Source organism: Serratia rhizosphaerae, from assembly GCF_009817885.1.
Classification (GTDB): Bacteria; Pseudomonadota; Gammaproteobacteria; order Enterobacterales; family Enterobacteriaceae; genus Serratia_B; species Serratia_B rhizosphaerae.
Map to the genome: position 1 here is coordinate 3,271,254 of NZ_CP041764.1, position 26,613 is coordinate 3,297,866.

The following is a 26,613-nucleotide window of genomic DNA, read 5'->3' on the forward strand; positions in this document are numbered from 1 at the left end:
CGTTGAGGGGGCTTAGATATGGATGACCCGAAAGCGCTCAACATTACTCGCAGTGTAAATAACGGTATTTTGGATATTCCGGTGCCCGAGGTAATCCTGGATTAACCGGGTATCGACGCCTTTATCCGCCAACGCAAAACCACAGGCGTGGCGCAGCATATGCGGATGCACTTGAACGCTGATGCCGGCGAGCTGCCCATAGGTCTTCATCAGGCGGTAAAGCTGTTGGCGTGATATCTGTCCGCCATGGCGTGATAAAAACAGCCATGGGCTATCGGCTTCTAAGTAGCGCGGGCGCTGTCTGAGCCATTGTTTGATCGCCAGGCGTTCTCGGTTTTGAATCGGGTGTTGAACGGAAAAGCCGTTTTTCAACCGGGCAACGTGCAGACGGTTGGTATTAAGGTCAATGTCTTCTAATCGCAAACCGCGCAATTCACTGACTCGCAAACCGTGGATAAAACACATCAGTAACATGCAGCGATCGCGAGCAGAATTGGGGCCGTGGGGAACGGCATTGATCATTTGTTCTATTTCTATATGAGTGAGGTATTTGCGTTTTTTCATACTCTTCCTTGATGAAAGCAAAGGAACCATCATGGTTTCTTTGTTACTGGATTAAAGCATTGAGACCATTTGTTAAGCAAATAAATAAGGATCCATGTAAATAGGAATTGTCTGTAAAAGTGGGTTGCGGACTGAGTGGAGTAATGCCGCAGTGGTAAATTTAATGTGAGAAAAAATAGTAAATCAGATCATAAATTGATCGGTGTCGCTCGATTTTTAACAGAATGACCTTTGGGTTAACGTCTATTTTGGGGCGGATGTACATGATTACTTATTTATGTTTGTTAATTACTTTGTTGTTTTGTTTTTTTTATGCTCTTTATTTGTTGGTTTTTATCTTTCACCGCCTTAACAATATAATATTTAATCCGCTGTTTATTACTGTGTCTATGATTCGTGAGTGAAGGCTTATCGGTATGATGGCTCGCGTGGTTTGGTGACTCTGAATGCTGTTTGCGGTAGGGTGCCGCGAGGCTGCAGCGGACTTTCCACGATGCTGCATGATGATGAGAATTGTTATTGCTATCACTCCCATGCCGATTACAATGCCAGCCATTGCATTCTGTTTAGAGGTGACTCATGGAGTTGCTACGGGTGGTATATCACCAGTATCGTTGGCCGTTTTTGGCGGTGATGGCCCTGACGCTGGCCAGTGCCGCATTGGGCATCGGCATTATTGCTTTCATTAATCAACATCTGATGGCGACAGCGGCAGAGAATCCATTGGCTATTTTGCCACAGTTTCTCGCTCTGTTGGGGTTCCTGATGGCGGTCACCTTGGGGTCACAGCTAGCGTTGACTACGCTAGGCCACCATTTTGTCTATCGTCTGCGCGGACGGTTGGTTAAAAGTATTCTGGATACCGATATCGAGCGTATTGAACATCTGGGCAGCGCCTCTTTACTGGCCAGCTTATCCAGCGATATTCGCAACGTCACCATGGCTTTCGTGCGTTTGCCTGAGTTGGTGCAGGGCGTTGTGTTAACAATTGGCTGTGCGGTCTATCTGGGCTGGCTGTCGCCGCCGATGCTGGCGGTGACGACCGTTTGGGTTGCGGTCACCATTCTGGTCAGCTGGCTGTTGGTTTCTCGCGTATACAAACATTTGACCCAGGTTCGTGAAGCGGAAGAGCAGCTGTACCAAGATTACCAATCGGCGATCGATGGGCGGAAAGAGTTGGCGTTGAATCGCGACCGTGCGCAGCGTTTGTATCAACAGACTTACCGGGCCAACGCCGATGAATACCGGCACCACATTATTCGCGCGGATACGTTTCATCTCAGCGCGGTGAACTGGTCGAATATCATGATGCTCGGCGCTATCGGGCTGGTGTTCTTTATGGCCAATGGCCTGGGATGGTCAGATACGGCGGTGGCCGCGACCTATTCGTTGACGCTGCTGTTTCTACGCACGCCATTGTTGCAGGCGGTGGGCGCTTTCCCGATGTTGCTTGGCGCTGAAGTGGCGTTTAAAAAAGTGAAGTCGCTCAAATTGGCCGAGTATCAGCCAGATTTCCCGCAGACCGTCGCCATGCCTTGGCAAACGCTGGAGCTGCGCGATGTATCATTCCACTATGCGGCGGGAGAACAGGCGCAGGGCTTTGCCGTAGGTCCGTTGAACCTGACGCTTACGCGTGGGGAACTGGTGTTTTTGATCGGTGGCAACGGTAGCGGCAAGTCGACGCTGGCGAAGCTGCTGACCGGACTTTATCAGCCGGTCAGTGGGCAGATCCTCATTGACGGCGTAGTGTTGCAGGCGGCAGATCGCGACAATTATCGGCGGCTGTTCTCCGCCATTTTTACCGACTTTTATCAGTTCGACCGGTTGCAAGGGGCAGACGGCGGGGAGCCGGATGCGGAACTGGTGGCGAGTTGGCTCGAAAAGCTCAATATGCAGAACAAGCTGGAATTTGACGGTGCGCGCGTAACCAACCCCCAGCTTTCTCAGGGGCAGCGCAAGCGGTTGGCGTTGCTGCTGGCGGTGGCGGAGAAGCGGGATATTTTACTGCTAGATGAGTGGGCGGCCGATCAGGATCCGCAGTTCCGCCGTATCTTTTACCGGGAACTGCTGCCGGCATTACGCGCGCTGGGTAAAACGGTGTTTGCCATCAGCCATGACGATCATTATTTCGAACAGGCCGATCGACTGTTGGAGATGCGCAACGGCAAGCTCAGTGAACTGACCGGCAGAGAGCGTGAGCGCGCCAGCCGGGATTCTGTAGCACAAATCGACTGATAGCCTCTTCCCGGCGCTGGGTGCGCCGGGGCACACATTTCTTTTCTCCCGCATTGCTTTCCCGCCATATTAGAATTCGTGATTAATAAATATCAATAGGGAATAACGCTTTTATCTATAGCTTTAAGCAATCGATGATTTGTTCGTAATTAGTGTAATCTATAGCCGATAAACTATTAAACAGGCATGGGTCGGCGCGTTGAACGCGTTTGCCATGTGCCCACACAGTAGCAATTTTAATTGGGCTACGGCCGTGTAGTGAATGACTGGATTTTTTCTGTTTAGGGAAAAGCAATGGATAAGAAAAAAATTGAGGCGGAGAAGCCGCGGGCGTACCGCAGTAAAACGAAAATCCCGCCGTCTTGGCAGTTGAATCAAGCGCAGCGTGCATTTATTGAAGATCTCTGGCAGGACGATGCGCCAGAGCCGCAAGCGCCCCGTCCTGCACAAAAGGATGCTCCTTAGCAAATTGTAGCACCGGACGACTGTCAGAGAGTCGTCCGGTTTTGCATTGCCCCTGTTACAACCCCCAGCTCACCGCGTCTTCTTGACCGTGCGATGTCTTTCAGCCTGCTTTAGGCAATGAGTCCGGCATGATTTGGGCGGAACCTTCCGGCTGACGGCTGAGTCGCCAACAGGTTTGGTGATACTTCGCTACGCTGTTACGGTGCGCGACGCTGATCAGTGTGACATCCGGTAAGGTTGCAACCAGGCGTTCATACATCAGCTGTTCGGTTTCATCATCCAGCGCGCTGGTCGCTTCATCCAGGAACAATATATCTGGACGGGCGAGCAGTGCGCGAGCGAAGGCCAGGCGCTGTTGTTCGCCGGGAGAAAGACGCTGGCTCCAGTTGTTCGTCGTATCCAGCCAGCGTTGCAAATGTTGCAGACGACAGTTTTCCAACACGGCCAGCAGTTGTTCATCATGGTACACGTCCGCCGGGCGTGGATAACTCAGCGCTTCCCGTAGCGTGCCGATGGGCATATAGCTGCGCTGCGGCAGGAATAGGGCGCTCAGCGAGGCATCGCGACGAATGCTGCCTGCGCCGTAAGGCCAGATGCCGGCAATGGCGCGCAGCAGCGTTGACTTACCGCCGCCGGAAGGGCCGGCTATCAGTACGCGTTCGCCGCGCTGCAGTGTTAACGAAACATCTTGCACCAGCGTTTGCCCGTCCGGCAGCTGCAGGCTGAGGCGGTGTAACGCCAGCGGTTGAGCAGCGTCTGCCTCCAGAGCAATGCCTCGGGATTGATGATGCGCCTGTTCCACGGCGGCGTTAAAGCCGGCCAGACGGTTAACGCAGGCTTTCCAGGTGGCCAGGTCGTTAAAGGCGTCGATAAACCATGATAGCGCGCCCTGTACCTGGCCGAAGGCCGAAGCGATTTGCATTAGCCCACCCATTTGAATGGCACCGGAAAAGTAGCGTGGCGCGGCAACCAATAAAGGGAAAATAATGGCGAACTGGCCGTAAAAGTTGCTGGCGATGTTCAGCCGGCGGGTGACGCGCATAATGGACCACCAGTTATTACGGATGGCGGCGAAGCGTTCGCCCAACTGTTGGGCCTCCTGTTTTTCACCCTGATACAGCGCAATGGCGTCATGGTTTTCCCGGATGCGGATCAGGCCAAAACGAAAGTTCGCCTCATAATGCTCTTGATCAAAGCCCAGTCGCACCAGCGGCTTGCCGACCCAGCCGATAATCAACGACCCCAACAGCGCATACAACAAGGCAAACCACACCATGTAGCCTGGCAGCGTAAAGGCGTGTCCGTGCAACGCAAAACTCAATGGCCCACTGACGTGCCACAGGATGCTGACGAAAGAGAAAAGCGTCACCAGGCTGGACAATAGCCCCAACGACAGCGAGAGCGTGTTGCGCGTCAGAACATTGAGATCTTCGGCGATACGCTGATCCGGGTTATCGACCAGCTGTTGCTGTTCGCTGTGGTAATAGGCCTGGTGCGCCAGCCATTTATCCATAAACTTTTCCGTCATCCAACTGCGCCAACGCATCTGCAGCCCCTGCGTCAGATACACCTTAAATACCGCCAGCACGATGAAACTCAGCGCCAGATAGGTAAAGCGCCACAGCTGCTGTTTGAATACCGGATAGTTTTTATTCTGCAGTGCATCATAGAACACCTGATTCCACTGGTTGATCAGTACGCTGATATAAACCAGCCCCAGCGACAGCGCGACGATGGCGATAAGCATTCCCCAGGCGCGTCCTTTCTCCTCGGAAACCCAAAACGGTTTAATCAACTGCCAGACGGCATGTTTTTTTGTGCTGTTCATAAGTTCTCGCCGTGAAAAACATGGCAGACAGCATCGCCAAGCCAAGGGCAACAAGCAAATTGCGAGTTGTAAGCAGGTTTAACACTTTCTAATCCCAAGGGATATTAGGGTGAATAGCGAAAGATGAAGCCGGCGGGCCAGGCGGTTATACTGGCGGCGAATTAAAACGTGACCCCGAGAAGGAAGAGCTATGAGGGCATTGTTGCCGCCGCTGCTGGCCTGTAGCGCTATGGCCAGCTGGCCGGCGCTGGCGCAGATTGATGAACCGGATATCCACGCCGATTGCCAGAAGGTGGCCGGCTACGCCGAACTGGGCCATAACGCATACCAGAACGGCGATTATACGAAGGCGGCTGGTATTTTTCGCGATCAGGCGGCCTGGAGTGAATTTTGCGGCTTCAGCGAGCGGGCTACGGCGACGGCGTATAACAACGTCGCGCTGGCGCTGATGCGCGCCGGGCAATTGTTGAAGGCGCGCGCCTATCTGCTGCTGGCGCCGGACGATGACAAATCACGCCACAATATGGCATTGCTGGAACAGCGGCTGGCGCAACAGCCGCCGGCGACCGGCCCGGCCGGCGTTTACTGGCAGTATGCCGGGCGCGGCGTCTGGAGCGAAGTGACGGTAGTGCCGCACGGCGATCTGTGGCAAATCGATTATGCCGGTTATTACATGCCGGGCATGGGGCTGTATTACGGCCCTAATACGGGGGAGTTCGCCGATATATTGCCGATTCAGGGCGGAAAAGCGCTTTACCATCAAGATGACGAGGATGATGAGTCTGCCTGCGATGTGACCCTTACCTTCAGCGATGATGCCGTGGATCTGAATTCCCAGGGCGACTGCGGCTTTGGGCATAACGTTCAGGCGGCGGGACATTTTATTCGGGTCGAGTAAAACGCCGTGCCGCCTTACGCTAAGGCGGCGGCGCTGCTCAGTATTTCCTTCCAGCCTGCAACGTTGTCCAGATAGTTGCCTGCCGCAATGGTATGCAGATCGCCGTTGCTGTCCTGCAGGGCGAAGGTCGGGAACCCCTGGCCGTGCACTTTGGCGAGGAAGGCCCGGCTTTCAGCGATATGCTGGGCGGTAGGGGCGCCGCGGTTAAAACGCATCTCGGCGATAAACGGCGCCGAAGGCAGCCCCAGTTCGCGCGCCAGCGCTTCCAGCACCGGTAAATCGGCGATGCGCCGCCCTTCCTGGTAGTGCGCCCGTTGCACCAGGTGCAGCATATCCAGTCCCCGGCCGGCCAGCTGCTGTGCCGCGAGGATCGCGGTTGTCGGCGGTTCGGAGTCCATGACTGCCGTGTTGTCGCACAGCAAGCCGTTGAAATAGGCGTCGCCGAAGGGCTGCCCGGTGAGTTCGGCGATGCGTTTATCCTGCGGAATGACATAGTTGCGCCATTCCGGGGTGATTTGACGGCGGTTGCCGCCGGTCAGCATGCCGCCGCCATGCAGGGCGATGGCCAATCCGGGGATGGTCTGCGCCGCCTTGACCAGCGGGGCAGCGCCGTAGCACCAGCCGCACAGCGGATCATACACGTAATGTAGCGTTACGTTGCTCATGGAATACCTCTTGTCTTGTCGATGCTGCGTCGGATCATGCGGCGCAGCATTCCTGTTGGCTCGTCTCAGTAGCGCTTTACTGCGGCCATTTCATTTCGCCTTTCAGCACTTTGGCGCTCAGCTCCAGGCTGGAAACGTCTTTCAGCGTCGGGTAGTGTTTTTCCATCGCCGCCACCAGCTGTTTGGCATCCTTGGCCTGCGGCAGCTCGGCCTCCAGCACCTTCAGATAGTTCTGGGTAAAGGTGACGGATTCCAGCGTTTGCGCGGCGCCGGGCAGATAGTGCCCAGGAACGACCCGCTTCGGCTGCAGCGCCTGGATACTGGCCAGCGTTTGCTGCCAGTGCGCGCGCGATTCTGCGCTTTGGTTATCGGCAATCCACGGGTGGATATTATTGCCGGCCACCGCCACGCCGCCCACCACGGCTTTCAACGCCGGGATCCATACATAGGTTCGCGCCGGCGTCGGGCCGTTCAGGCCTTTTACCTCAACTTTTTGCCCGTCGATGGTGAAGCTGTCGCCCGCCAGCGGTTGCGGGACGATCACGCGGGCCGGCGCATTGTCTTTCAGAATCGGCCCCCAATAGGCGATTTTGCCCTCTTTGGTTGCATTGATTTCTTTGATGGTGCCCGGCGTTGCGATAATTTTTGCTTCGGGAAAAGCGGCTTGAATCACGTCCAGACCGAAATAGAAGTCCGGATCGGAGTGGCTGATATAGACGGTGGTCAGTTTTTTACCGGTCGACTTGATTTTATCTACCAGCATCTGTGCATCATTGCGCTGGAACTGGGCATCGATCAGCGCCACTTCATGCGGGCCGCTGATGATTTCAGAGGAGACCGGGAACACGCTTTTTTCCCCGGGGTTGTAGACCTCCATCGTCAGCGTATCGGCAGCGCTGGCATAGGTGCTGACGGCGACGACGCCGGTCAGCGTCAGAGCGATAAGTGATTTCTTAAACATTGTCGGGTTGTCCTGTTGGTTTTAACGTTGCACAGATGTTATGTTGCATAAATCGAATAAAAAACCGGATAATATGCAATTATTGGTTGCATAAATCGGACGAATAATGGATCGCATCACCGCCGCTGAAGTTTTTGTCGCCATCGTCGAGCGCGGCAGCATGATTGCCGCCGCTGAGGCGCTGGATATGTCGCGCGCCATGGTGACGCGCTATCTGGCGCAGATGGAGCAGTGGGCGGGGGCGCGTCTGCTGCACCGCACCACGCGCAGACTCAGCCTGACCGATGCGGGCGAGCGCACGTTGGAACGCTGCCGGCAGATGTTGGCGGTCGCCGGGGAGATCGATCTGGTCGAGGCGGAAGCCAATGTGGAGTTACGCGGTTTGCTGCGCATCACCTGCTCGCAGTCGCTGGGGCAAACCACGCTGGCGGCGGCGGTGACGCACTACCTGCGGCGCTATCCCCAGGTGGCGGTGGATTTGCAGATGAACAACCGTGCGGTCAATCTGGTGGAAGAACGCATCGATCTGGCGCTGCGCATCACCAATGAACTCGATCCGAATCTGATTGCCCGGCCGCTATCGCGCTGTGCTTCGGTGGTTTGTGCCACGCCCGCCTATCTGGCGGCGCACGGAACGCCACGCCAGCCGCAGGATCTGGCGCTACACAATTGCCTGACGTACTCCTATTTCGGCAAAAGTCTGTGGCATTTTGAGCATCAGGGCGTGAAGTCGGCGGTGGCGGTCAGCGGCAACCTGAGCGCCAATGAGTCGGTGGTGCTGCTGGCCGGTACCCTGCAGGGAGCCGGTATTTCATTGCAGCCTTACTACTCCGCGGCGCCGTTGCTGGCCAGCGGCGAGCTGGTGGAGCTGATGCCGGAGTACCAGCCGCAGTCGATGGGGATTTATGGTATCTACACCTCGCGTCGCCAGCTGCCGGCAACCCTGCGCACCATGCTGGATTTTCTGGTGGAGTGGTTTGCCAGCGATGAAAAGTGGCTGGCGACGCTACGTAAGTAGCGTATGAGGTCAGGTAACATATCGTCACAGTTTTCATCGTCAGGCCATTCAAGCGCTTAGCGTCGGAATGACGACTTTTTATGCGCGCCGGACCACCTGCGCTGGTTTTCCGGTTGGACGGCGTGTTATTTCTATCACGTGTAAATGGCTATTTATTCTTAATAATTATAAGGTTATATCCTTTATTTAGCCCGATTTCACACCTCTATCACCCTTATTACGGGCGGCCATTCCGGTCGGCCCGCGTTTGTTGTTGTTTGTCTCTGGTCCGCGGCGCTAGACGCCGGGACGCTTTAAGATTGGGAGCGTAATACATGCCTGTTTCTCTGTTGGCGCTGGCACTCAGTGCATTCGCCATCGGCACTACCGAGTTTGTCATTATGGGGCTGCTGCCCGACGTGGCGGGCGATCTGCAGGTCTCTATCCCCGCAGCGGGATGGTTAATCAGCGGCTATGCCCTCGGCGTGGCGATCGGCGCGCCGATTATGGCGCTGCTGACCGCGCGCCTGCCGCGTAAAAAAACGCTGTTGTTGCTGATGGCGATTTTTATTGTCGGCAACGTGATGTGCGCATTGGGCTATAGCTACGGCTTCCTGATGCTGGCGCGTATTATCACCGCCCTGTGTCACGGCGCTTTCTTCGGCATTGGCGCAGTGGTGGCCGCCAATCTGGTGGCCCCTAATCGCCGGGCTTCCGCGGTGGCGCTGATGTTTACCGGCCTGACGCTGGCTAACGTGCTGGGCGTGCCGCTGGGCACCGCGCTGGGGCAGGCGCTGGGATGGCGCTCCACCTTCTGGGCGGTGGCGCTGATTGGCGTTGCGGCGCTGCTGGCGCTGTACAGTAAATTGCCGACGGTCAACGATGAGGCGCCGACCGAGCTGAAAAAAGAGCTGGCGGCGTTACGCGGCGCCGGCGTCTGGCTGTCGCTGTCGATGACGGTGGTCTTCGCCGCCTCAATGTTTACGCTGTTCACCTATATCGCACCGTTGCTGACCGAGGTGACCGGCGTTTCGCCGCAGGGCGTCAGTTGGACCCTGCTGCTGATGGGCGTCGGCCTGACGCTGGGTAATATTCTGGGCGGCCGGTTGGCGGACTGGCGTCTGGGCGTGACGCTGGCGGGGATTTTTCTGTCGATTGCGCTGTTTGCCGCATTATTCAGCTGGACCAGCGGCGCGCTGATCCCGGCGGAGATTACGCTGTTTCTGTGGGCTGCAGCCTCGTTCGCTGCGGTGCCGGCGCTGCAGATCAACGTGGTGACCTACGGCAAGAAAGCGCCGAACCTGATCTCGACCCTGAATATCGCCGCCTTTAACTTGGGCAATGCGCTGGGCGCCTGGCTGGGCGGCCTGGTGATTGCCCGGGGGCTGGGGCTGACGGCGGTGCCGCTGGCGGCTGCGGCGATGGCGCTGGCGGGGTTGCTGCTGTGCCTGATTACCTTTGGCCGGGTGCGTCGCCGGGCGGCCGGGCAGTAAGCGCCGCCAGACGGGCGGGGAAAGACGCCGCCTGTTGGTGTAAATGATCGATAAAAGCACTGACCAGCGTGGAAGAAGGGCGGTGCAGCGGCCGGATCAGGCTGACGGTGAACGGCACCTCGATGCTGAACGGCCGCAGTTCCACGCCGCCGGCGGCGGCATAGTCCAGCGCGGTCAGCGGGTTGACGATGGAGAGGCCGATGCCGGCCTGCACCATGGCGCAGACCGAAGCCGCGCTGTGGGTCTCCATCACCATGCGTCGGTTAACCTGCTGCTCGCTGAACAGCGCGTCCAGCAGCTGCCGGTAACTGTCGGTATTCGACAGGCTGATAAAATTCTCGCCGCCGAAGTCCTGCGGCGTGAGTTGGTCATTGGCCAGCAGCGGATGCCCGCTCGGCAGCACGCAGACCTCATTCAGCGTCATCAGCGGAATGCGCTCCGTGCCGGCCGGCGTCAGCGTATTCTCGGTCAGCCCCAGATCGTGGCGCTGCGCCGACAGCCACTCTTCCAGCAGCGGCGACTCCTGCGGCACCACGCTGAAGCTGACTTCCGGGTAGCGATCGAGAAACGGTCTGCATACCGCCGGCAACAGCGACTGTGAAAATACCGGCAGACAGGCGATGGAAAGCTGCGCCTGGTGAAACTGGCGAATGCCGTCCGCCGCGGTCTTAATGCGTTCCAGGCCGTAATAGGAGCGCTGCACCTCTTCAAACAGCCGTAATCCCTCCACGGTCGCCACCAGGCGACCCCTGATCCGATCAAACAGCCGCAGCTGTACCTGCTTTTCAAAGCGCGCCAGCTCACGGCTGACGGTGGGCTGTGAGGTATGCAGCAGCGCGGCCGCTTCGGTGAGGTTGCCGGTGGTCATCACCGCATGGAAGATTTCAATCTGGCGCAGACTAATGGCGGACATGGCTTCTCCGGCGCGGGCTGAGACATAAAGCCATATCATAAATGAATAGACTTACGCTAAATAGATATTTTTCTCCCGCCCCGGCCTTCGGCACAATGGCGTTAACAGAATGCATCATTATTTGGGAATTGCCGCCATGCCACGTGCTTTACATGACACCTCAACCGCATTGAACGCCGCCAATTTACTCACGCTGCCGGCCCGCTTCGGCTGCCCGGTTTGGGCCTACGATGCGCAGATCGTCCGTGAACGTATCGCACAGCTGCGTCACTTTGACGTGATCCGCTTCGCCCAGAAGGCCTGTTCGAATATTCATATTCTGCGCCTGATGCGCGAGCAGGGCGTCCGGGTGGATTCCGTATCGCTGGGAGAAATTGAGCGTGCGCTGCATGCCGGCTATCAGCCGGGTGGTGAAGAGATTGTCTTTACTGCCGACGTGCTGGATCAGGCGACGCTGGCGCGCGTCTGCGAGCTGAAAGTTCCGGTAAATGCCGGTTCTATCGATATGCTGGAGCAGTTGGGGCAGCACGGTGACGGGCATCCGGTGTGGCTGCGCATCAACCCGGGCTTTGGTCATGGGCACAGCCAGAAAACCAATACCGGCGGTGAAAACAGCAAGCACGGCATTTGGTATGCCGATTTGCCGCAGGCGGTGGAAGTGATTCAACGCCATGGCCTGAAGCTGCTGGGCGTACATATGCATATTGGCTCAGGCGTGGATTATCAGCATCTGGAGCGTGTATGCGACGCCATGGTGCAGCAGGTGATTGCGCTGGGGATGGATATTGGGGCGATTTCCGCCGGCGGCGGCCTGTCGATTCCGTATCAGGCCGGCGAAGAGGCGATCGATACCGAACACTATTTTGGCCTGTGGAACAGCGCGCGCGAGCGCATTGCCGCCCACCTGGGGCACCCGGTCAAACTGGAGATCGAGCCGGGGCGCTTCCTGATGGCCGAGGCGGGCGTGCTGGTAGCGGAAGTGCGCGCGGTGAAAGATATGGGCAGCCGTCACTTTGTGTTGGTCGACGCCGGTTTTAACGACCTGATGCGCCCGGCAATGTACGGCAGCTATCACCATATTTCGCTGCTGCCTGCCGACGGACGCGCTACCGATGCTCAACCGCTGCGCGATACGGTGATTGCCGGGCCGCTGTGCGAATCCGGCGATGTGTTTACCCAGCAGGTGGGCGGCGGGGTGGAAACCCGGGCATTGCCGCCGGTGCAGGTGGGCGACTATCTGGTGTTCCACGACACCGGCGCTTACGGTTCCTCCATGTCCTCCAACTACAACAGCCGGCCGCTGCTGCCGGAGGTCCTGTTTGATCGGGGTGAGGCGCGGCTGATTCGTCGCCGGCAGACCATTGAAGAGCTGATCGCGCTGGAACAGGTATAACGCAGGCGCGGGCGCCCGCTAGCCGGCATAGGGACCGGGCGCCACCGACTCACGCAGCCTCAGTTCGCCGGTAAACGGCGTCAAAGGTTGTACCTCTTCGCCGTTAAGCAGCCGGAACGCCTGGGCGATAGCGGCTTCAATCATCATATCGATCGGCAGATAGACGGTAGAGAGCGCCGGCTGCAGATAGGCGGCGCTAGGTTCGTCATCGAAACCAAAAATAGATACGTCCTGCGGCAGACGTTTGCCGGCCTGGCACAGCGCCTTCATGGCGCCGATCGCCATGTCGTCATTGCTGGCGAACAGCGCGCTGAAATCGACGCGGGCATTCAGCAGCGTTTGGCAGCCGTGATACCCGCTGGGTACGCTGCTGTCGCCGTGCGCCACCCGCGCCGCGTCAAAAGCAATCTGATGGTGCTCCAGCGCCTGCCGATAACCCGCCAGCCGCGCCTGAGCGGTCGGCGTGGCGATCGGGCCGGTAATACAGGCTATTTCCCGGTGTCCCTGCGCAATCAGATAGGTAACCGCATCGAACGCCGCCTGCTGCTGTTCGAAGAACACGCAGCGCTCGCGCGCCAGAGGCAGATCGCGGTTGATCACCATCACCGGCACCGGCAGGCGCTCAAACAGCGCCATCAGCGCCGCTTCATCGGTAAAACGGGTGTAGAGAATAATGGCGTCGCAGCGGCGGTCGGCCAGCAGTTGCACCGCCTGCAGCTCATCCTCCGGCGTATCGTGTCCGTCGGTCACCACCAAATGTTTGCCGCTGGCTTCGATCAGTTTGGCGGCCTGACGCAGCAGCCGGCCGAAATAGGGGCCGTCGAAATTGGACACCACCAGGCCGATGCTGTTGGAACTTTTGTTAGCCAGCGACTGGGCGAGAAAGTTCGGCCGATAGCCCAACTCATCCATCGCTTTGAACACCGCATCCCGCGTGCTCTTTTTCACCTGTCCGGTGCCATTTAACACGCGCGATACCGTGGCTTTCGACACGCCCGCGCGAATGGATACATCCAACATGGTGATCATGACCGGCTAACCTCTGTCTGCAAACGTCCGCTGTGGAAATGCTGGCAGTCTAGCATAGCGGCAGCCCAAGGGCAGCGCGCGACATCATGCCGGATTGGCGAACACTTCCTGACGCAGCAGCACGATCTCCTGCGCCAGATCGTGGCACAGCATGGCGGTCATCAAATGATCCTGTGCGTGCACCATGATCAGATTCACCGGGATCTTGCCCGCGCCTTCATCCAGGCCGATCAATTGCGTCTGTACGGCGTGCGCCGCGCGGGAGGCAGCTTGTGATGCCGCCAGCGCCTCCTCCGCCTGCTGCCACTGCCGCTGACGGGCCGCCTGAATTGCCGTCATGGCGTGAGATCGCGCTTCACCCGCATTGATCAATAATTCCATTACCGTCTGCTCCAGATCTATGCTCATTCTATGTCCACCGGTATGCCAAAATTGGTTTTTTCATCATATTGGAATTCCAATATTGACTTGTGAGAGTGCGGTCACAGAAAAATAATCCAGTTAACCTATTTTTTGGTATGCCAAATCGCGAGAGACGCGGTACGCGAATCGGTCATCTGATCAAGCACAACACAATAGGGGCGTGTCATGTCATTTCGGGACCGGCTTATAGACTCTCTGGGAGCCTTTGCCAATAAATTCAACAGTTACAGATATATAATGGCTATCAAGGCATCGTTTATTACGCTGATGCCGGTAATTATCGTCGGCGCTTTTTCGGTGCTGATCTCGAATATGGTGATGGATCCCAAGAATGGTCTGGCGAGCTTCGCCATGTTCTCATTCCTGGCGGATCTGAAACCGATCATGAGCAGCATCAACTACGCCACGCTGAGTTTCCTCAATATCGGCGCGGTGTTTCTGATTGGCATAGAACTGGGCAAGATCAACGGCTCGCGATCGCTGTTTCCGGGGCTACTGGCGGTGATCTGCTTTATCGCCGTCACGCCGACTAACGTCGAGCTGATGGTGAATGACCAGATGCAGATGGTGAAAGACGTGCTGGCCAAGCAGTTCTCCGATACCCGCAGTCTGTTCCTCGGTATGTTTATCGCCATTTTATCCGTGGAGATCTATTCCAAACTGGAAACGCTCGATCGCCTGAAGATCAAGATGCCGGAAAGCGTGCCGCCCAACGTCTCCGCCTCATTCTCGGCGCTGATCCCGGCGATCATCACCGTAGTGGCGATCGCCACGCTGGGCTTTGTCTTCCACCGCGTCAGCGGCATTTATCTGTATGACGCCGTCTATCAGGTGGTGCAGCGGCCGCTGGAGACGGTGGTGCAGAGCCTGCCGGGGATCCTGATCCTGATGTTTGTCGCCCAGCTGTTTTGGGTGATCGGCATCCACGGCAATCAGATGGTGAAACCGATCCGCGAGCCGCTGTTGCTGGGCGCCATCATGGTCAATATGACCGCCTTCGAACAGGGGAAAGAGATCCCGAATATCATCACCATGCCGTTCTGGGACGTCTATATGAGTATCGGCGGTTCCGGCATTACGCTGGGCCTGCTGTTTGCGGTGATGATCGCTACCCGGCGCAAAGAGATGCGTGAAATCAGCAAGCTGTCGTTGGGACCGAGCTTTTTCAATATCAATGAACCGGTGATCTTCGGCATGCCGATCATGCTGAACCCGATCCTGGCGATCCCCTTCATTATCACGCCGTTGATCACCGGCACTATCGGCTATTTTGCCACCAGCATCGGCTTTGCCGGCAAGGCGGTGGTGATGGTGCCGTGGACCACGCCGCCGATCATCAACGCCTGGCTGTCTACCGCCGGTTCTATGGGCGCGGTGGTAACCCAGCTGATCTGCATCGTGGTCGCCACGATTATCTATCTGCCGTTTGTCAAAGTCGCCGCCCGCCGCGCGGAACAGGCGGAGCAACCCGTTATTCAGAACGCATGAGGTGAGCAATGAGTCAGGTTTCAATGGAGATTCCCCAGGATTTTATTCTCGGCGCGGCGGCTTCCGCCTGGCAGACCGAGGGCTGGAGCGGCAAAAAACAGGGGCAGGATTCCTATCTCGATCTGTGGTACCAGCATGACCGTCACGTCTGGCATAACGGCTACGGCCCGGCGGTGGCGACGGACTTTATCAACCGCTACCGCGAAGACGTGGCGCTGATGAAGCAGAGCGGCGTCGGCCACTATCGCACCTCCATCAACTGGTCGCGCTTTCTGACCGACTATGAGCAGGGCGTGGTGGATGAAGAGTACGCGGGCTATATCGACGCGCTGCTCGATGAGATGAAGCTGCAGGGCATCGAGCCGATGCTGTGTCTGGAGCACTATGAGCTGCCGGGCTACCTGCTGGAAAAATATGACGGCTGGCGCTCCAAACGGGTGGTGGAGCTGTTCGTGCTGTACGCCCGGCGGGTGTTTGAGCGCTTCGGCGGCAAAGTCACACGCTGGTTTACCTTTAACGAGCCGGTGGTGGTGCAGACGCGGGTCTATCTGGATGCGATCCGCTGGCCGTATGAGCAGAACACCAACACGTGGATGCAGTGGAACCACCATAAGAATCTGGCGACCGCCAAAGTGGTGCAATGCTTCCGCCAGATGGGCTGTGCCGGCAGCATCGGCGTGATCCTTAACCCGGAGGTCACCTACGCCCGCTCCGGCGCGCCGCACGACCAGCGTGCCGCCGAGCTGTACGATCTGTTCTACAACCGGGTGTTCCTCGACCCGGCGATTAAAGGCGAATATCCGGCGGAACTGCTGACCCTGCTGCAGCAGCACGACGTCAGCGTTGACTGGACGGCGGAGGAGATGGCGACGATCCGCGATAACACCGTGGACGAGGTGGGTATCAATCTCTACTACCCGCACCGGGTCAAGGCGCCGAGTCGCGCATGGTGCAGCACCACGCCGTTTCATCCGGCGATGTATTACGAGCACTTTGAGTTGCCGGGGCGGCGGATGAACCGTTCGCGCGGCTGGGAGATCTATCCGCGCATCGTGTACGACATGGCGCTGCGCCTGCGCGATGAGTACGGCAACATTCCGTGGTTTATCTCGGAAAACGGCATGGGCATTGAGCAGGAAGAACGCTTCAAAAATGCCGAGGGGGAAATTCAGGACGATTACCGCATTGAATTTATCCGCGAGCATATTTACTGGGCGCTGAAGGCGCGCGAAGAGGGAGCCAACTGCCAGGGCTATATGCTGTGGGCCTTCACGGACAACGTATCGCCGATGAACGCCTTTAAAAATCGTTATGGCCTGATAGAAATAGATTTGGACAACCAGCGCAACCGGCGGCAGAAAAAGTCGGCGCACTGGTTCCGCGCGCTGAGCGAGAGCCGCCGTCTGAGCTTCACCCTCGATGATGAAAACCGATAAGGAGTGACCGATGAAACGTATCGTACTGGCCTGCTCGGCGGGCATGTCCACCTCGCTGGTGGTGACCAAGATGGAAAAAGAGGCGCAGACGCGCGGGCTGGAGCTGAAGATTTACGCCATTCCCGAGCAGAACCTGCGTGATGAGCTGCAAAGTTACGGCGGCGATATTCTTGCGGTGCTGCTTGGCCCGCAGGTGCGCTTCAAGCTGACAGAAAATAAAAAGCTTACCGACGCGTATCAGATCCCAATTGCGGTGATCGATTCTGTGGCGTATGGCACGTTAAACGGCGCAAAAGTACTCGATCAGGCGCTGGGTTTGGTAGACTAATCTGATTGTGAACCTACACAGGCCAGATACCTCGCCGCCGGCGGGGTATGGCATGGACAGACGTTTTTCAGGGTGAAACGGTGGATAAAGTCGTGATTCCGCAGGAAAAAAAGCAGTATCAGGAAATTGGCCGGGACCTGCGGCAGAAAATTCAGCAGGGCCATTTCGCCATTGGCACGCGCCTGCCCCCGGAGCGCAATATTGCCGAAACCTACGGCGTCAGCCGTACTATCGTGCGTGAAGCGCTGTTAATGCTGGAGTTGGAAGGAACGGTGGATATCCGCCAGAGCTCCGGCGTTTATGTCATACGCATTCCCAATGAAAACGCGGAGGAAGAGGATCCTATCCTGCACGGCGAAGTCGGGCCGTTTGAAATGCTGCAGGCGCGTCAGCTGCTGGAAAGCAATATCGCCGCCTTTGCCGCCAAAATGGCTACCAAAACGGATATCGAAAATCTGCGCCGCACGCTGGAGCAGGAACAGCGCGCCATCGTTGCCAATGATGAAAGCGGCGACAACGACAAAATGTTCCATTTGCTGATTGCCGGCGCCACACAGAACCAGATGCTGTTGGACACGGTAAAAAGCATCTGGCAACGGCGGGAGGCCAGCCCGCTGTGGCAACAGCTGCACAGCCGCATCGCCACCAAAGGCTACCGGCTGAAATGGCTGGCGGACCACCAGAACATTTTGGCCGCGCTGCGCCGCCGCGACGTGATGGGGTCGTATCAGGCGATGTGGCAGCATATGGAAAACATCAAGGGCACGCTGATGGAGCTTTCCGACGTCGATGCGCCGGAATTTGACGGTTACCTGTTTGAGTCGGTGCCGATCTTTCAGGGCAAGCTGGTGTAATACGCGCTTAGCGCGTCTCTGACGCCTTGCCCAGGCTGGCGACGGAGTGGCGTCGCACCAGCGTCGGGCTGAACATATTGGTGATTTCCGGCAGTGGCTGGTTGTTGGCCAGCGCCAGCGCCAGTTCCGCCGCCTGCGTCGCCATGGCGACCACCGGATAGTGGATGGTGGTCAGTCTGGGGCGCAGATAGCGTGAAATCAGCACGTCATCAAAGCCGATCAGCGACATCTGGCCCGGCACGTCGATGCTGTTATCGCTCAGCACCGACAGCGCGCCGGCGGCGACCGGGTCGTTATAACAGGTAACGGCGGTGAATTTTTTGCCGCGGCCGAGCAGGTCGGTCATTGCCTGCTCGCCGCCGATCTCATCCGGTTCGCCATAGGCGATCAGCTTCTCATCCACCGCAATGCCGTGTTCCTGCAGCGCGTCCAGATAGCCTTGCAGACGGTCGGCGGCGTCGGAAATCTGGTGGGTGGAGCAGATAATGGCGATGCGCTGATGGCCCTGCTGAATCAGATGGCGCGTGGCCAGCCAGGCGCCGTAGCGATCGTCCAGCGCGACGCAGCGCTGCTCAAATCCCGGCAGCGTACGGTTGATCAACACCATGCCGGGGATCTGCCGCATCCAGCCGCTCAGCTCATCATCGGTCAGCTTTTTGGCATGCACCACCAGCGCAGCGCAGCGGTGACGCACCAGCTGTTCGATCGCCTGACGCTCTTTTTCCGCCTCATGGTAACCGTTGCCAATCAGCAGGAAATTATGCGTGGCATACGCCACCTGCTCGACGGCTTTCACCATGGTGCCGAAGAACGGGTCCGAGACGTCGGCCACCACCAGACCGAGGGTTTCGGTAGACTGCTGCGCCAGCGCGCGGGCGTTGGCGTTCGGGTGATACTGCAGCTGTTCCATGGCGGCCAGCACCGCGTTACGCGAGGTTTCGCTGGCTTTGGGGGAATGGTTTATTACGCGAGACACCGTGGCTACGGAAACACCCGCCAGCCTGGCAACATCCTTTATCGTAGCCATATTTGCTTCAACTTATCCTAGGGTAATCGCTTACATTCCTCAGTCTTACGGAAAACAGCGCGGGCTGCAAGTTATTGCCCGCGTGTCTGTGGTTTCACTGGCAGTTATTTGCCTTTTCCCTGCCGCCGGGGAAGGCGTGATTTGTTCTTGGGCGCAGCGCGGCGGCGGTGTTATTTTAGGACCATCATTTGTTACCTGAGTACATCATGCCGATTAAACGTTATCCGCAACTTGCACACTGGGGGGCGTATACCGCCGTGGTGGAAGACGGGCGGCTGATTCGCTGCGAACCTTTCGCCAACGATCCGCACCCTTCGCCGATGCTGGACTCCATTGTTCCGATGACCTATTCGCCGACGCGCATCCGCAAGCCGGCGGTGCGGCGTTCATGGCTGCAAAAGCGTGAGGGCAGCGACCGCACGCTGCGCGGGCGCGAGGACTTCGTCGAGGTCGACTGGGACGTAGCGCTCGATCTGGTGGCGGAAGAGAACCGCCGGGTGCGCGATCGCTACGGCGCGTCGGGCCTGTTCTGCGGCTCCTACGGCTGGTCCTCCGCCGGGCGGCTGCATCACGCCAGCTCGCAGCTGCGTCGCTTTTACTTCGCCGGCGGCGGCGGTGTTGACCAGATGGGCAACTACAGCTGGGGGGCGGCACAGTTCTTTCTGCCGTATGTGATCGGCAACTTTGCGCCGCTGACCGGGCAGGCGACCAGCTGGCCGAACGTGGTGGAGCACTGCGAACTCTTCCTGGCGTTCGGCGGTCTGGCGCTGAAAAATTCCCAGGCCTCCTTCGGCGGCGCGGCGGAACACTCGTTGAAGTCATGGCTGGAGAAGCTGGCGGCCAAGGGTACGCCGATCGTCAGTATCAGCCCGACGCGCGACGACACTCCGGCCTTTATCAATGCCGAATGGATCCCGATCCGCCCTAATACCGACGTGGCGCTGATGCTGGCGTTAGGCTATGAGATTCAGCGTAACGGCGCATTGGACAACGATTTTCTGTCCAGCCACTGCGTGGGTTACCCTCAGCTGGCGGATTATCTGTGCGGCGTGAGCGACGGCGTCGCCAAAACGCCGCAGTGGGCCAGCGCGATCACCGGCATTCCGGCCGCGCGGATTGTGCGTCTGGCGCAGCAGCTCAGCGGTGCCCGCAGCTTCCTCACCTGCTCCTATTCGGTACAGCGCGCCCACCGCGGCGAGCAGCCTTACTGGATGATGATCGCCCTGTCGGCGATGCTGGGGCAAATTGGTCTGCCGGGCGGCGGCTTCTCCTTCGGCTATGGCGCGATGAACGGCATGGGCAACCCGCGGCTGAACACGCCGGCCCCCAGCCTGCCGGTCGGCGATAATCCGGCCGGGCTGGCGATTCCGGTGGCGCGTATTTGCGACATGCTGTTGCAGCCGGGCGAATCCTATTCGTTTTGCGGTGAAACCCGGGAGTACCCGGATATCCACCTGGTGCACTGGGCCGGCGGCAACCCGTTCCATCATCACCAGCAGCTGAACCGGCTGGTGGCCGGCTGGCAAAAACCGGATACGGTGATTGTGCAGGACATCTGGTGGACCGCCGCAGCGAAAATGGCGGATATCGTGCTGCCGGCGACCAGCGCGCTGGAGCGTAATGATATTGGTGGCTCGGCGCGCGATCCCTACGTGCTGGCGATGCATCAGGCGATCGCGCCGCAGCATCAGGCGCGCAATGATTTTGATATTTTCGCCGATCTGGCGGATCGTCTTGGCTATCGTCAGCAATTTACCGAGGATCGCAACGAGCGGCAGTGGATTGAGCATATTTATCAGCGCTGCGGACAGGCGCAGATCCAGGCCGGCGTAGCATGGCCGGAGTTTGACGAGTTCTGGCAACGGGGCCATGTGAAGCTGCCGGCGCCGAAGCAGGACACAGTGTTTTTGGACGCATTCCGTACCGATCCGCAGGCGCACGCGCTGCGAACGCCCAGCGGCAAAATCGAGTTGTTCAGTGAAAAAATCGCCGGCTATCGCTATGACGATTTTGCGCCGCATCCGCAGTGGCAGCCGCCGGTCGAGTGGCTGGGGGCTGAGTTGGCGAAGCAGTGGCCGCTGCATTTGATCACCGTTCAGCCGGCCGACCGTCTGCACAGCCAGCTGGACCCGTCGCCGCAGGCGCAGGCCAATAAAACGGCCGGACGCGAAACGCTGCTGATGCACCCGCATGATGCGGCGCAGCGCGAGCTTGCCGACGGCGCGCTGGTCAAGGTAGTCAATGGTCGCGGCGGCTGTCTGGCCGGGGTGCGGATCACGGACGGCGTGACGCCCGGCGTGGTGGTGATGGCGACCGGCGCCTGGTTCGACCCGGGCTTCGGCGCAGAGCGCCACGAACTGGAACAGGCCGGCAACCCTAATGTGCTGACGCTGGATATCGGCACCTCGCCGCTGACGCAGGGGCCTAACGCCATGAGCTGCCTGGTGGAGGTCTGCGCGCCATAGGCCGCACCGGGGAACGCTGAGATTTTATTGCGCTATTAATGAGGATAACCAGAAATTTACAGCTGGTTTCATTTCAAGCATAACTCTTGCGATTCCTCGGTAGTTTCTTAATCGGCACCTCTCTAAAGTAGGTAGTCCCAGAGGTATTGATTGGTGAGAAATCAACATACTCTGTATGTTGAAGCCATTTTCAATTGCACCAACCTACGCAGATGCGTAGGTTTTTTTTTGCCGGTCGTATAGTATCCTTTCCCTTACAACGTGTTATGCCGCCCAATGACTGGGGGATAACGTGCTAACGCTTATCTGGCCGTCGCTGCCAGAATGCTACAGGGAGAGTCGTATGTTCATGTCTGTTATGCGCACGCTGTTTCGCCTGCTATTTCGCGTGCGTGTTGAAGGGGATGCCCGGCATCTTAATCAGCAGAAGCTGCTGATTACCCCCAACCATGTCTCATTTTTGGATGGCGTGCTGTTGGCGCTGTTTTTGCCGATCAAGCCGGTGTTTGCCGTTTATTCCAGCGTGTCTGACAGCTGGTTTATGCGCTGGCTGAAGCCCTACATCGATTTCGTTTTCCTCGATCCTACCAAGCCGATGGCGGTTAAACATCTGGTGCGTGAAGTGCAGAAGGGGCGGCCGATTGTGGTCTTCCCCGAAGGACGCATAACCGTTACCGGTTCTCTGATGAAAGTCTATGACGGCGCGGCGTTTATTGCCGCCAAGTCCGGCGCGACGGTGGTGCCGATCCGCATTGATGGGCCGGAGTTCAGCCTGTTCGGCCGTATGAAAGGCGTGTTTAAACTGCGCGCGTTCCCGCAGATTACCCTCCACATTCTGCCGCCGACGCTGCTGCCGATGCCGGAAGCGCCGCGCGCCCGCGACCGCCGCGTGCTGGCGGGCGACCATCTGTATCAGATAATGCTGCAGGCGCGCATGGCGACCCGACAGCCGCAGACGCTGTTTGGCGCGCTGCTGGCGGCGCAAAAGCGCTACGGCGCCGGTAAGCCCTGCATTGAAGATATCGCCTTTAAGGAAGACAGCTACCGCACGCTGATTAAAAAATCTCTGGGCGTCAGCCGTATCCTGCAGCGGTTTACCGCCGAAGGCGAGCATGTCGGCATGCTGTTGCCGAACGCCACCATTACCGCCGCGGCGATCTTTGGCGCTTCGCTGCGCCGGCGCATCCCGGCGATGCTGAACTACACGGCCGGTTCCAACGGCCTGAAAAGCGCGATGACCGCGGCAACCATTAAAACCATCGTCACCTCGCGTCAGTTTTTGGAAAAGGGCAAGCTGACCCATTTGCCGGAACAGGTGCCGGAAGCCAACTGGGTTTATCTGGAAGATCTGAAAGATACCGTCACGCTGGCGGATAAGCTGTGGATCCTGCGCCATCTGCTGCAGCCGCAGCGCGCCATGCTGCCGCAGCAGGCCGATGACGCCGCGCTGGTGCTGTTTACCTCCGGTTCGGAAGGCCATCCGAAAGGCGTGGTGCACTCGCACGCCAGCCTGCTGGCCAACGTGGAGCAGATCCGCACCATTGCCGACTTTACGCCGCGCGACCGCTTTATGTCCTCATTGCCGCTGTTCCATTCATTCGGCCTGACGGTCGGGCTGTTGACGCCGCTGATGACCGGCAGCCGGGTATTCCTGTATCCCAGCCCGCTGCACTATCGTGTGGTGCCGGAGCTGGTGTACGACCTGAACTGTACCGTGTTGTTCGGCACAGCGACCTTCCTGAACAACTACGCCCGCTTTGCCCATCCGTATGACTTTGCCCGCGTGCGTTACGTGGTGGCCGGCGCGGAAAAACTGGCGGAGAGCACCAAACAGATTTATCAGGACAAATACGGCATCCGCATTCTGGAAGGCTACGGCGTGACCGAATGTGCGCCGGTGGTGTCGATCAACGTGCCGCTGGCGACCAAGGTGGGCACCGTCGGACGCATTATGCCGCAGATGGAGGCGCGCCTGATGCCGGTGGCCGGCATTGAGGAAGGGGGACGCCTGCAGCTGCGCGGGCCGAACATCATGAAGGGCTACCTGCGCGTTGAACGTCCGGGCGAGCTGGAGCCGCCGGCCGCCGAAGACGAAAACGGTAATCTGCAGCCGGGCTGGTACGACACCGGCGATATCGTCACGCTGGACGCACAGGGGTACTGCACCATTCGCGGCCGGGTGAAGCGCTTTGCCAAACTGGCCGGTGAGATGATTTCGCTGGAGATCGTCGAGCAACTGGCGCTGCGTGCGGCGCCGGACGGCCATCACGCTGCGACGGTGAAAAGCGACAGCAGCAAAGGCGAAGCCCTGGTGTTGTACACCACCGACAACGAACTGACCCGCGATGCCTTGCTGCGCGTTGCACGTGAGCAGGGCACGCCGGAACTGGCGGTGCCGCGCGATATCCGCTGGCTTAAAGCGTTGCCGGTGCTGGGCAGCGGTAAGCCGGATTATGTTACCTTGCGTAACATGGCCGAACAGCCGGAGAATGCATCATGAGCCAAACGTTGAGCGACAACGCGCCACTGCTGTCACGCGGCATGATCGCGGTGATTTGCGCGCAGTTTTTATCGGCGTTTGGCGACAATGCGCTACTGTTTGCCACGCTGGCGCTGATTAAACAGCAGCTCTATCCCGACTGGAGTCAGCCGATCCTGCAGATGGCGTTTGTGGCGACCTATATCATTCTGGCGCCGTTTGTCGGCCAGTTTGCCGACAGCTTTGCCAAAGGACGGGTGATGATGGTGGCCAATGCGCTGAAGCTGGCGGGCGCGCTGGCGATTTGTCTGGGGCTTAACCCGTTTCTGGGTTACAGCCTGGTAGGCATCGGCGCGGCGGCCTATTCGCCGGCCAAATACGGAATCCTGGGCGAAATCACCCGTGGCGAACAGCTGGTCAAGGCCAACGGATTGATGGAGGCCTCAACCATCGCCGCGATCCTGACAGGTTCGGTGGCCGGCGGGCTGCTGGCGGACTGGCACATCCTGATTGCGCTGGCGGTCTGTGCGCTGGTGTATGCGGCTGCGGTGGTGGCGAATCTGTATATTCCGCTGCTGGCGGCAGCGCGGCCGGCGCAGTCATGGCACCCGCGCGCCATGACGCGCAGCTTTTTTGCCGCCTGCGTCACCCTGTGGCGCGACGGGCAGACGCGTTTCTCGCTGATTGGCACCAGCCTGTTCTGGGGCGCCGGGGTGACGCTGCGCTTCCTGTTGGTGCTGTGGGTGCCGGTGGCGCTGGGAATCGCCGATAACGCCACGCCGACGCTGCTCAATGCGATGGTGGCGGTGGGCATCGTGGTCGGCGCCGGCGTAGCGGCGCGCTTCGTCACGTTGGAAACGGTCAAGCGTTGCATGCCAGCCGGTATTTTAATCGGCGTCGCGGTGGAGTTCTTTGCGCTGCAGACCACCATGTTCAACGCTTATGTACTGCTGCTGGTTATCGGCATGCTGGGCGGTTTCTTTGTGGTGCCGCTGAATGCGCTGTTGCAGGAACGCGGTAAACATTCCGTCGGCGCCGGCAATGCGATTGCGGTGCAGAACCTCGGAGAAAATACCGCGATGCTGCTGATGCTGGGCCTGTATTCGCTGGTGGTGAAAATCGGCGTGCCGGTGGTTGGCGTCGGACTCGGTTTCGGTGCGGTGTTTGCGCTGGCGATTAGCGTGCTGTGGTTCTCCCAGCGACGGAGCTAATAAAAAATAGGGCACGGCATTAACGCCGCGCCCTGAAGCAATAACCTGTTGACCAGAATATTTTAGAGGGGTTATAAATCGGCCTTATTTAACGTCAGGCTCCGGCGACGCGATCGCATAAATGCAGTCAGCGATCCGTTACACCAACCTGAGGTTGTTAAATACCGCAAACTGCCGGTTCGTGTTTGATTATACGAGCACCTAACCCCTTGTCCAGTAAGCAGGATTAAATACAAGAGCATTCTAGATATTAAAAGAGGTTATTTCCTGCGGAATATAAGCCCAGGTATTTATTATTTAAATTAGCGGGTGGAATGTATTTTATCAGCGCCGTTGATAAATAGCGGAACGGAATTTCCGCCCCGCTCTGGCGGAGGCATTAAGGCGCCGGAATGGTGAAGCGGCTGTGAATCTCTTCCAGCTGTTGCAGCACCTCTTCATTCAGCGTCAGGTTGAAACTGTCGATATTGGTTTTTAACTGCTCAAGCGTTGTCGCGCCCAATAGCGTGCTGGCGACAAACGGCTGCTGTCTGACAAAGGCCAGCGCCATTTGCGACGGGTCCAGACGGTGCTTTTTCGCCAGCGCGACGTATTCGGCAATTGCCCGTTGCGCCTGCGGCGAGGAATAGCGGGTAAAGCGGCTGAACAGCGTGTTGCGCGCCCCCGCCGGCTGGGCGCCGTTCAGATATTTGCCGCTCAGCGTGCCGAAGGCCAGGCTGGAGTAAGCCAGCAGTTCCACGCCTTCAAACTGGCTGATTTCCGCCAGACCGATCTCAAAGCTGCGGTTAAGCAGGCTGTACGGGTTCTGAATGGAGACCATGCGCGGCAGTTCATGCTTTTCCGCCAGGTGCAGGTAGCGCATGACGCCGTACGGCGTTTCATTGGAGACGCCGATATAACGTATCTTGCCGGCGCGTACCTGCTCATTCAGCGCTTCCAACGTTTCCAGCAGCGTAACCGTCGCCATTTCATCGCTGTATTGATAGTTCAGTTTACCGAAGTAGTTGGCGCTGCGCTGTGGCCAGTGCAACTGATACAAATCGAGATAATCGGTATTGAGGCGCTTCAGGCTGTCGTCCAGCGCGGCGCGGATATTTTTGCGGTCCAGCGCCTGCTGCGGACGGATGCCGCTGTCGTTATTGCGCGTTGGGCCTGCGACTTTACTGGCCAGCACTATTTTCTCGCGGTTGCCGCGCGCCTTGATCCAACTGCCGATGTAGCGCTCGGTCAGTCCCTGGGTTTCCGGACGCGGCGGTACCGGATACATCTCGGCGGTGTCTATCAGATTGATGCCTGCAGCTAATGCGTAATCCAGCTGTGCGTGCGCATCGGCCTCGCTGTTTTGTTCGCCAAAGGTCATCGTGCCCAGTCCCAGCACGCTCACTTCTAAAGAACTGTGGGGAATTCGGTGGTATTGCATTAACGGCCTTCCTTAACTTATGTCGCGCGACGGGCGGCGCC

22 protein-coding genes are annotated in these 26,613 nt (G+C 58.2%); 13 read left to right on the forward strand and 9 right to left on the reverse strand.

Features of this window, described 5'->3' with window-relative positions; all coding sequences use genetic code 11:
- Positions 1-12 precede the first annotated feature (12 nt).
- A complete protein-coding gene (locus FO014_RS15260; protein ID WP_160030146.1) occupies positions 13-564 on the reverse strand; it encodes a tyrosine-type DNA invertase in 552 nt (183 codons plus the stop codon).
- 579 nt (positions 565-1,143) lie between these two features.
- Here FO014_RS15260 and FO014_RS15265 point away from each other — a divergent pair.
- Entirely contained in the window at positions 1,144-2,799 is a 1,656-nt protein-coding gene (locus FO014_RS15265) for a multidrug ABC transporter permease/ATP-binding protein (protein WP_160030147.1), read from the forward strand.
- A gap of 294 nt (positions 2,800-3,093) precedes the next feature.
- Complete coding sequence (locus FO014_RS23790; protein WP_201282869.1) at positions 3,094-3,264, forward strand: hypothetical protein; 171 nt, start codon at positions 3,094-3,096, stop codon at positions 3,262-3,264.
- Positions 3,265-3,364: 100 nt separating this feature from the next.
- Here FO014_RS23790 and FO014_RS15270 read toward each other — a convergent pair whose 3' ends face one another.
- Complete coding sequence (locus tag FO014_RS15270; protein WP_160030148.1) at positions 3,365-5,092, reverse strand: ABC transporter ATP-binding protein/permease; 1,728 nt, start codon at positions 5,090-5,092, stop codon at positions 3,365-3,367.
- 190 nt (positions 5,093-5,282) lie between these two features.
- Here FO014_RS15270 and FO014_RS15275 point away from each other — a divergent pair, with 190 nt between their 5' ends.
- Positions 5,283-5,990 carry a tetratricopeptide repeat protein gene (locus FO014_RS15275; RefSeq protein ID WP_160030149.1) on the forward strand — a complete coding sequence of 236 codons (708 nt, stop codon included), beginning with the start codon at positions 5,283-5,285 and terminating at the stop codon, positions 5,988-5,990.
- 14 nt (positions 5,991-6,004) lie between these two features.
- Here the strand turns inward: FO014_RS15275 and FO014_RS15280 are convergent, their stop codons facing one another.
- A complete protein-coding gene (locus FO014_RS15280; protein ID WP_105232356.1) occupies positions 6,005-6,655 on the reverse strand; it encodes a DsbA family protein in 651 nt (216 codons plus the stop codon).
- Positions 6,656-6,731: 76 nt separating this feature from the next.
- Positions 6,732-7,616: an MBL fold metallo-hydrolase gene (locus FO014_RS15285; RefSeq protein ID WP_160030150.1), complete on the reverse strand. Its 885-nt coding sequence runs from the start codon at positions 7,614-7,616 to the stop codon at positions 6,732-6,734.
- 106 nt (positions 7,617-7,722) lie between these two features.
- On the opposite strand from FO014_RS15285, the gene FO014_RS15290 reads away from it, so the two are divergent.
- Positions 7,723-8,634, forward strand: coding sequence for a LysR family transcriptional regulator (locus tag FO014_RS15290; RefSeq protein ID WP_160030151.1), 912 nt, complete (start codon positions 7,723-7,725; stop codon positions 8,632-8,634).
- 314 nt (positions 8,635-8,948) lie between these two features.
- Positions 8,949-10,106: an MFS transporter gene (locus tag FO014_RS15295; RefSeq protein ID WP_160030152.1), complete on the forward strand. Its 1,158-nt coding sequence runs from the start codon at positions 8,949-8,951 to the stop codon at positions 10,104-10,106.
- Here FO014_RS15295 and FO014_RS15300 read toward each other — a convergent pair.
- On the reverse strand, positions 10,066-11,019 hold the full coding sequence (locus FO014_RS15300) for a LysR family transcriptional regulator (RefSeq protein WP_160030153.1): 954 nt from the start codon (positions 11,017-11,019) through the stop codon (positions 10,066-10,068). The two genes, FO014_RS15295 and FO014_RS15300, sit on opposite strands and share 41 nt — an antisense overlap.
- A 136-nt stretch (positions 11,020-11,155) precedes the next feature.
- Here FO014_RS15300 and lysA point away from each other — a divergent pair, with 136 nt between their 5' ends.
- Positions 11,156-12,412, forward strand: a complete 1,257-nt coding sequence (lysA, locus tag FO014_RS15305; RefSeq protein WP_160030154.1) for a diaminopimelate decarboxylase — start codon at positions 11,156-11,158, stop codon at positions 12,410-12,412.
- An 18-nt stretch (positions 12,413-12,430) separates the two neighbouring features.
- On the opposite strand, the gene FO014_RS15310 is transcribed toward lysA, so the two are convergent.
- Both FO014_RS15310 and FO014_RS15315 read right to left on the reverse strand, forming a co-directional pair.
- Positions 12,431-13,441: a LacI family DNA-binding transcriptional regulator gene (locus FO014_RS15310; protein WP_105232351.1), complete on the reverse strand. Its 1,011-nt coding sequence runs from the start codon at positions 13,439-13,441 to the stop codon at positions 12,431-12,433.
- Between the two features lie 84 nt (positions 13,442-13,525).
- Complete coding sequence (locus FO014_RS15315) at positions 13,526-13,849, reverse strand: PTS lactose/cellobiose transporter subunit IIA (protein ID WP_105232350.1); 324 nt, start codon at positions 13,847-13,849, stop codon at positions 13,526-13,528.
- 180 nt (positions 13,850-14,029) lie between these two features.
- Between FO014_RS15315 and FO014_RS15320 the strand changes: the two genes are divergently transcribed.
- The 4 genes from FO014_RS15320 to FO014_RS15335 all read left to right on the forward strand — a co-directional run bounded on the left by FO014_RS15320 (position 14,030) and on the right by FO014_RS15335 (position 17,970).
- On the forward strand, positions 14,030-15,352 hold the full coding sequence (locus FO014_RS15320) for a PTS sugar transporter subunit IIC (RefSeq protein ID WP_105232349.1): 1,323 nt from the start codon (positions 14,030-14,032) through the stop codon (positions 15,350-15,352).
- 8 nt (positions 15,353-15,360) lie between these two features.
- Positions 15,361-16,788, forward strand: coding sequence for a glycoside hydrolase family 1 protein (locus tag FO014_RS15325; protein WP_160030155.1), 1,428 nt, complete (start codon positions 15,361-15,363; stop codon positions 16,786-16,788).
- Between the two features lie 10 nt (positions 16,789-16,798).
- A complete protein-coding gene (locus FO014_RS15330; RefSeq protein WP_111736550.1) occupies positions 16,799-17,116 on the forward strand; it encodes a PTS sugar transporter subunit IIB in 318 nt (105 codons plus the stop codon).
- Between the two features lie 80 nt (positions 17,117-17,196).
- Positions 17,197-17,970: an FCD domain-containing protein gene (locus tag FO014_RS15335; RefSeq protein WP_105233497.1), complete on the forward strand. Its 774-nt coding sequence runs from the start codon at positions 17,197-17,199 to the stop codon at positions 17,968-17,970.
- A gap of 7 nt (positions 17,971-17,977) precedes the next feature.
- Here FO014_RS15335 and galR read toward each other — a convergent pair whose 3' ends face one another.
- Positions 17,978-18,997, reverse strand: coding sequence for an HTH-type transcriptional regulator GalR (gene galR, locus FO014_RS15340; RefSeq protein ID WP_160030156.1), 1,020 nt, complete (start codon positions 18,995-18,997; stop codon positions 17,978-17,980).
- 206 nt (positions 18,998-19,203) lie between these two features.
- On the opposite strand from galR, the gene FO014_RS15345 reads away from it, so the two are divergent.
- The 3 genes from FO014_RS15345 to lplT all read left to right on the forward strand — a co-directional run bounded on the left by FO014_RS15345 (position 19,204) and on the right by lplT (position 25,152).
- Positions 19,204-21,462 carry a molybdopterin guanine dinucleotide-containing S/N-oxide reductase gene (locus tag FO014_RS15345; protein WP_160030157.1) on the forward strand — a complete coding sequence of 753 codons (2,259 nt, stop codon included), beginning with the start codon at positions 19,204-19,206 and terminating at the stop codon, positions 21,460-21,462.
- 343 nt (positions 21,463-21,805) lie between these two features.
- Complete coding sequence (aas, locus tag FO014_RS15350; protein ID WP_160030158.1) at positions 21,806-23,962, forward strand: bifunctional acyl-ACP--phospholipid O-acyltransferase/long-chain-fatty-acid--ACP ligase; 2,157 nt, start codon at positions 21,806-21,808, stop codon at positions 23,960-23,962.
- Entirely contained in the window at positions 23,959-25,152 is a 1,194-nt protein-coding gene (gene lplT, locus FO014_RS15355) for a lysophospholipid transporter LplT (RefSeq protein ID WP_160030159.1), read from the forward strand. The genes aas and lplT overlap by 4 nt, the downstream gene beginning before the upstream one ends.
- Positions 25,153-25,531: 379 nt before the next feature.
- Here the strand turns inward: lplT and FO014_RS15360 are convergent, their stop codons facing one another.
- The gene (locus FO014_RS15360; RefSeq protein ID WP_160030160.1) at positions 25,532-26,572 is read right to left on the reverse strand and encodes an NADP(H)-dependent aldo-keto reductase; all 1,041 of its coding nucleotides are present in this window, start codon (positions 26,570-26,572) and stop codon (positions 25,532-25,534) included.
- Between the last annotated feature and the right edge of the window lie 41 nt (positions 26,573-26,613).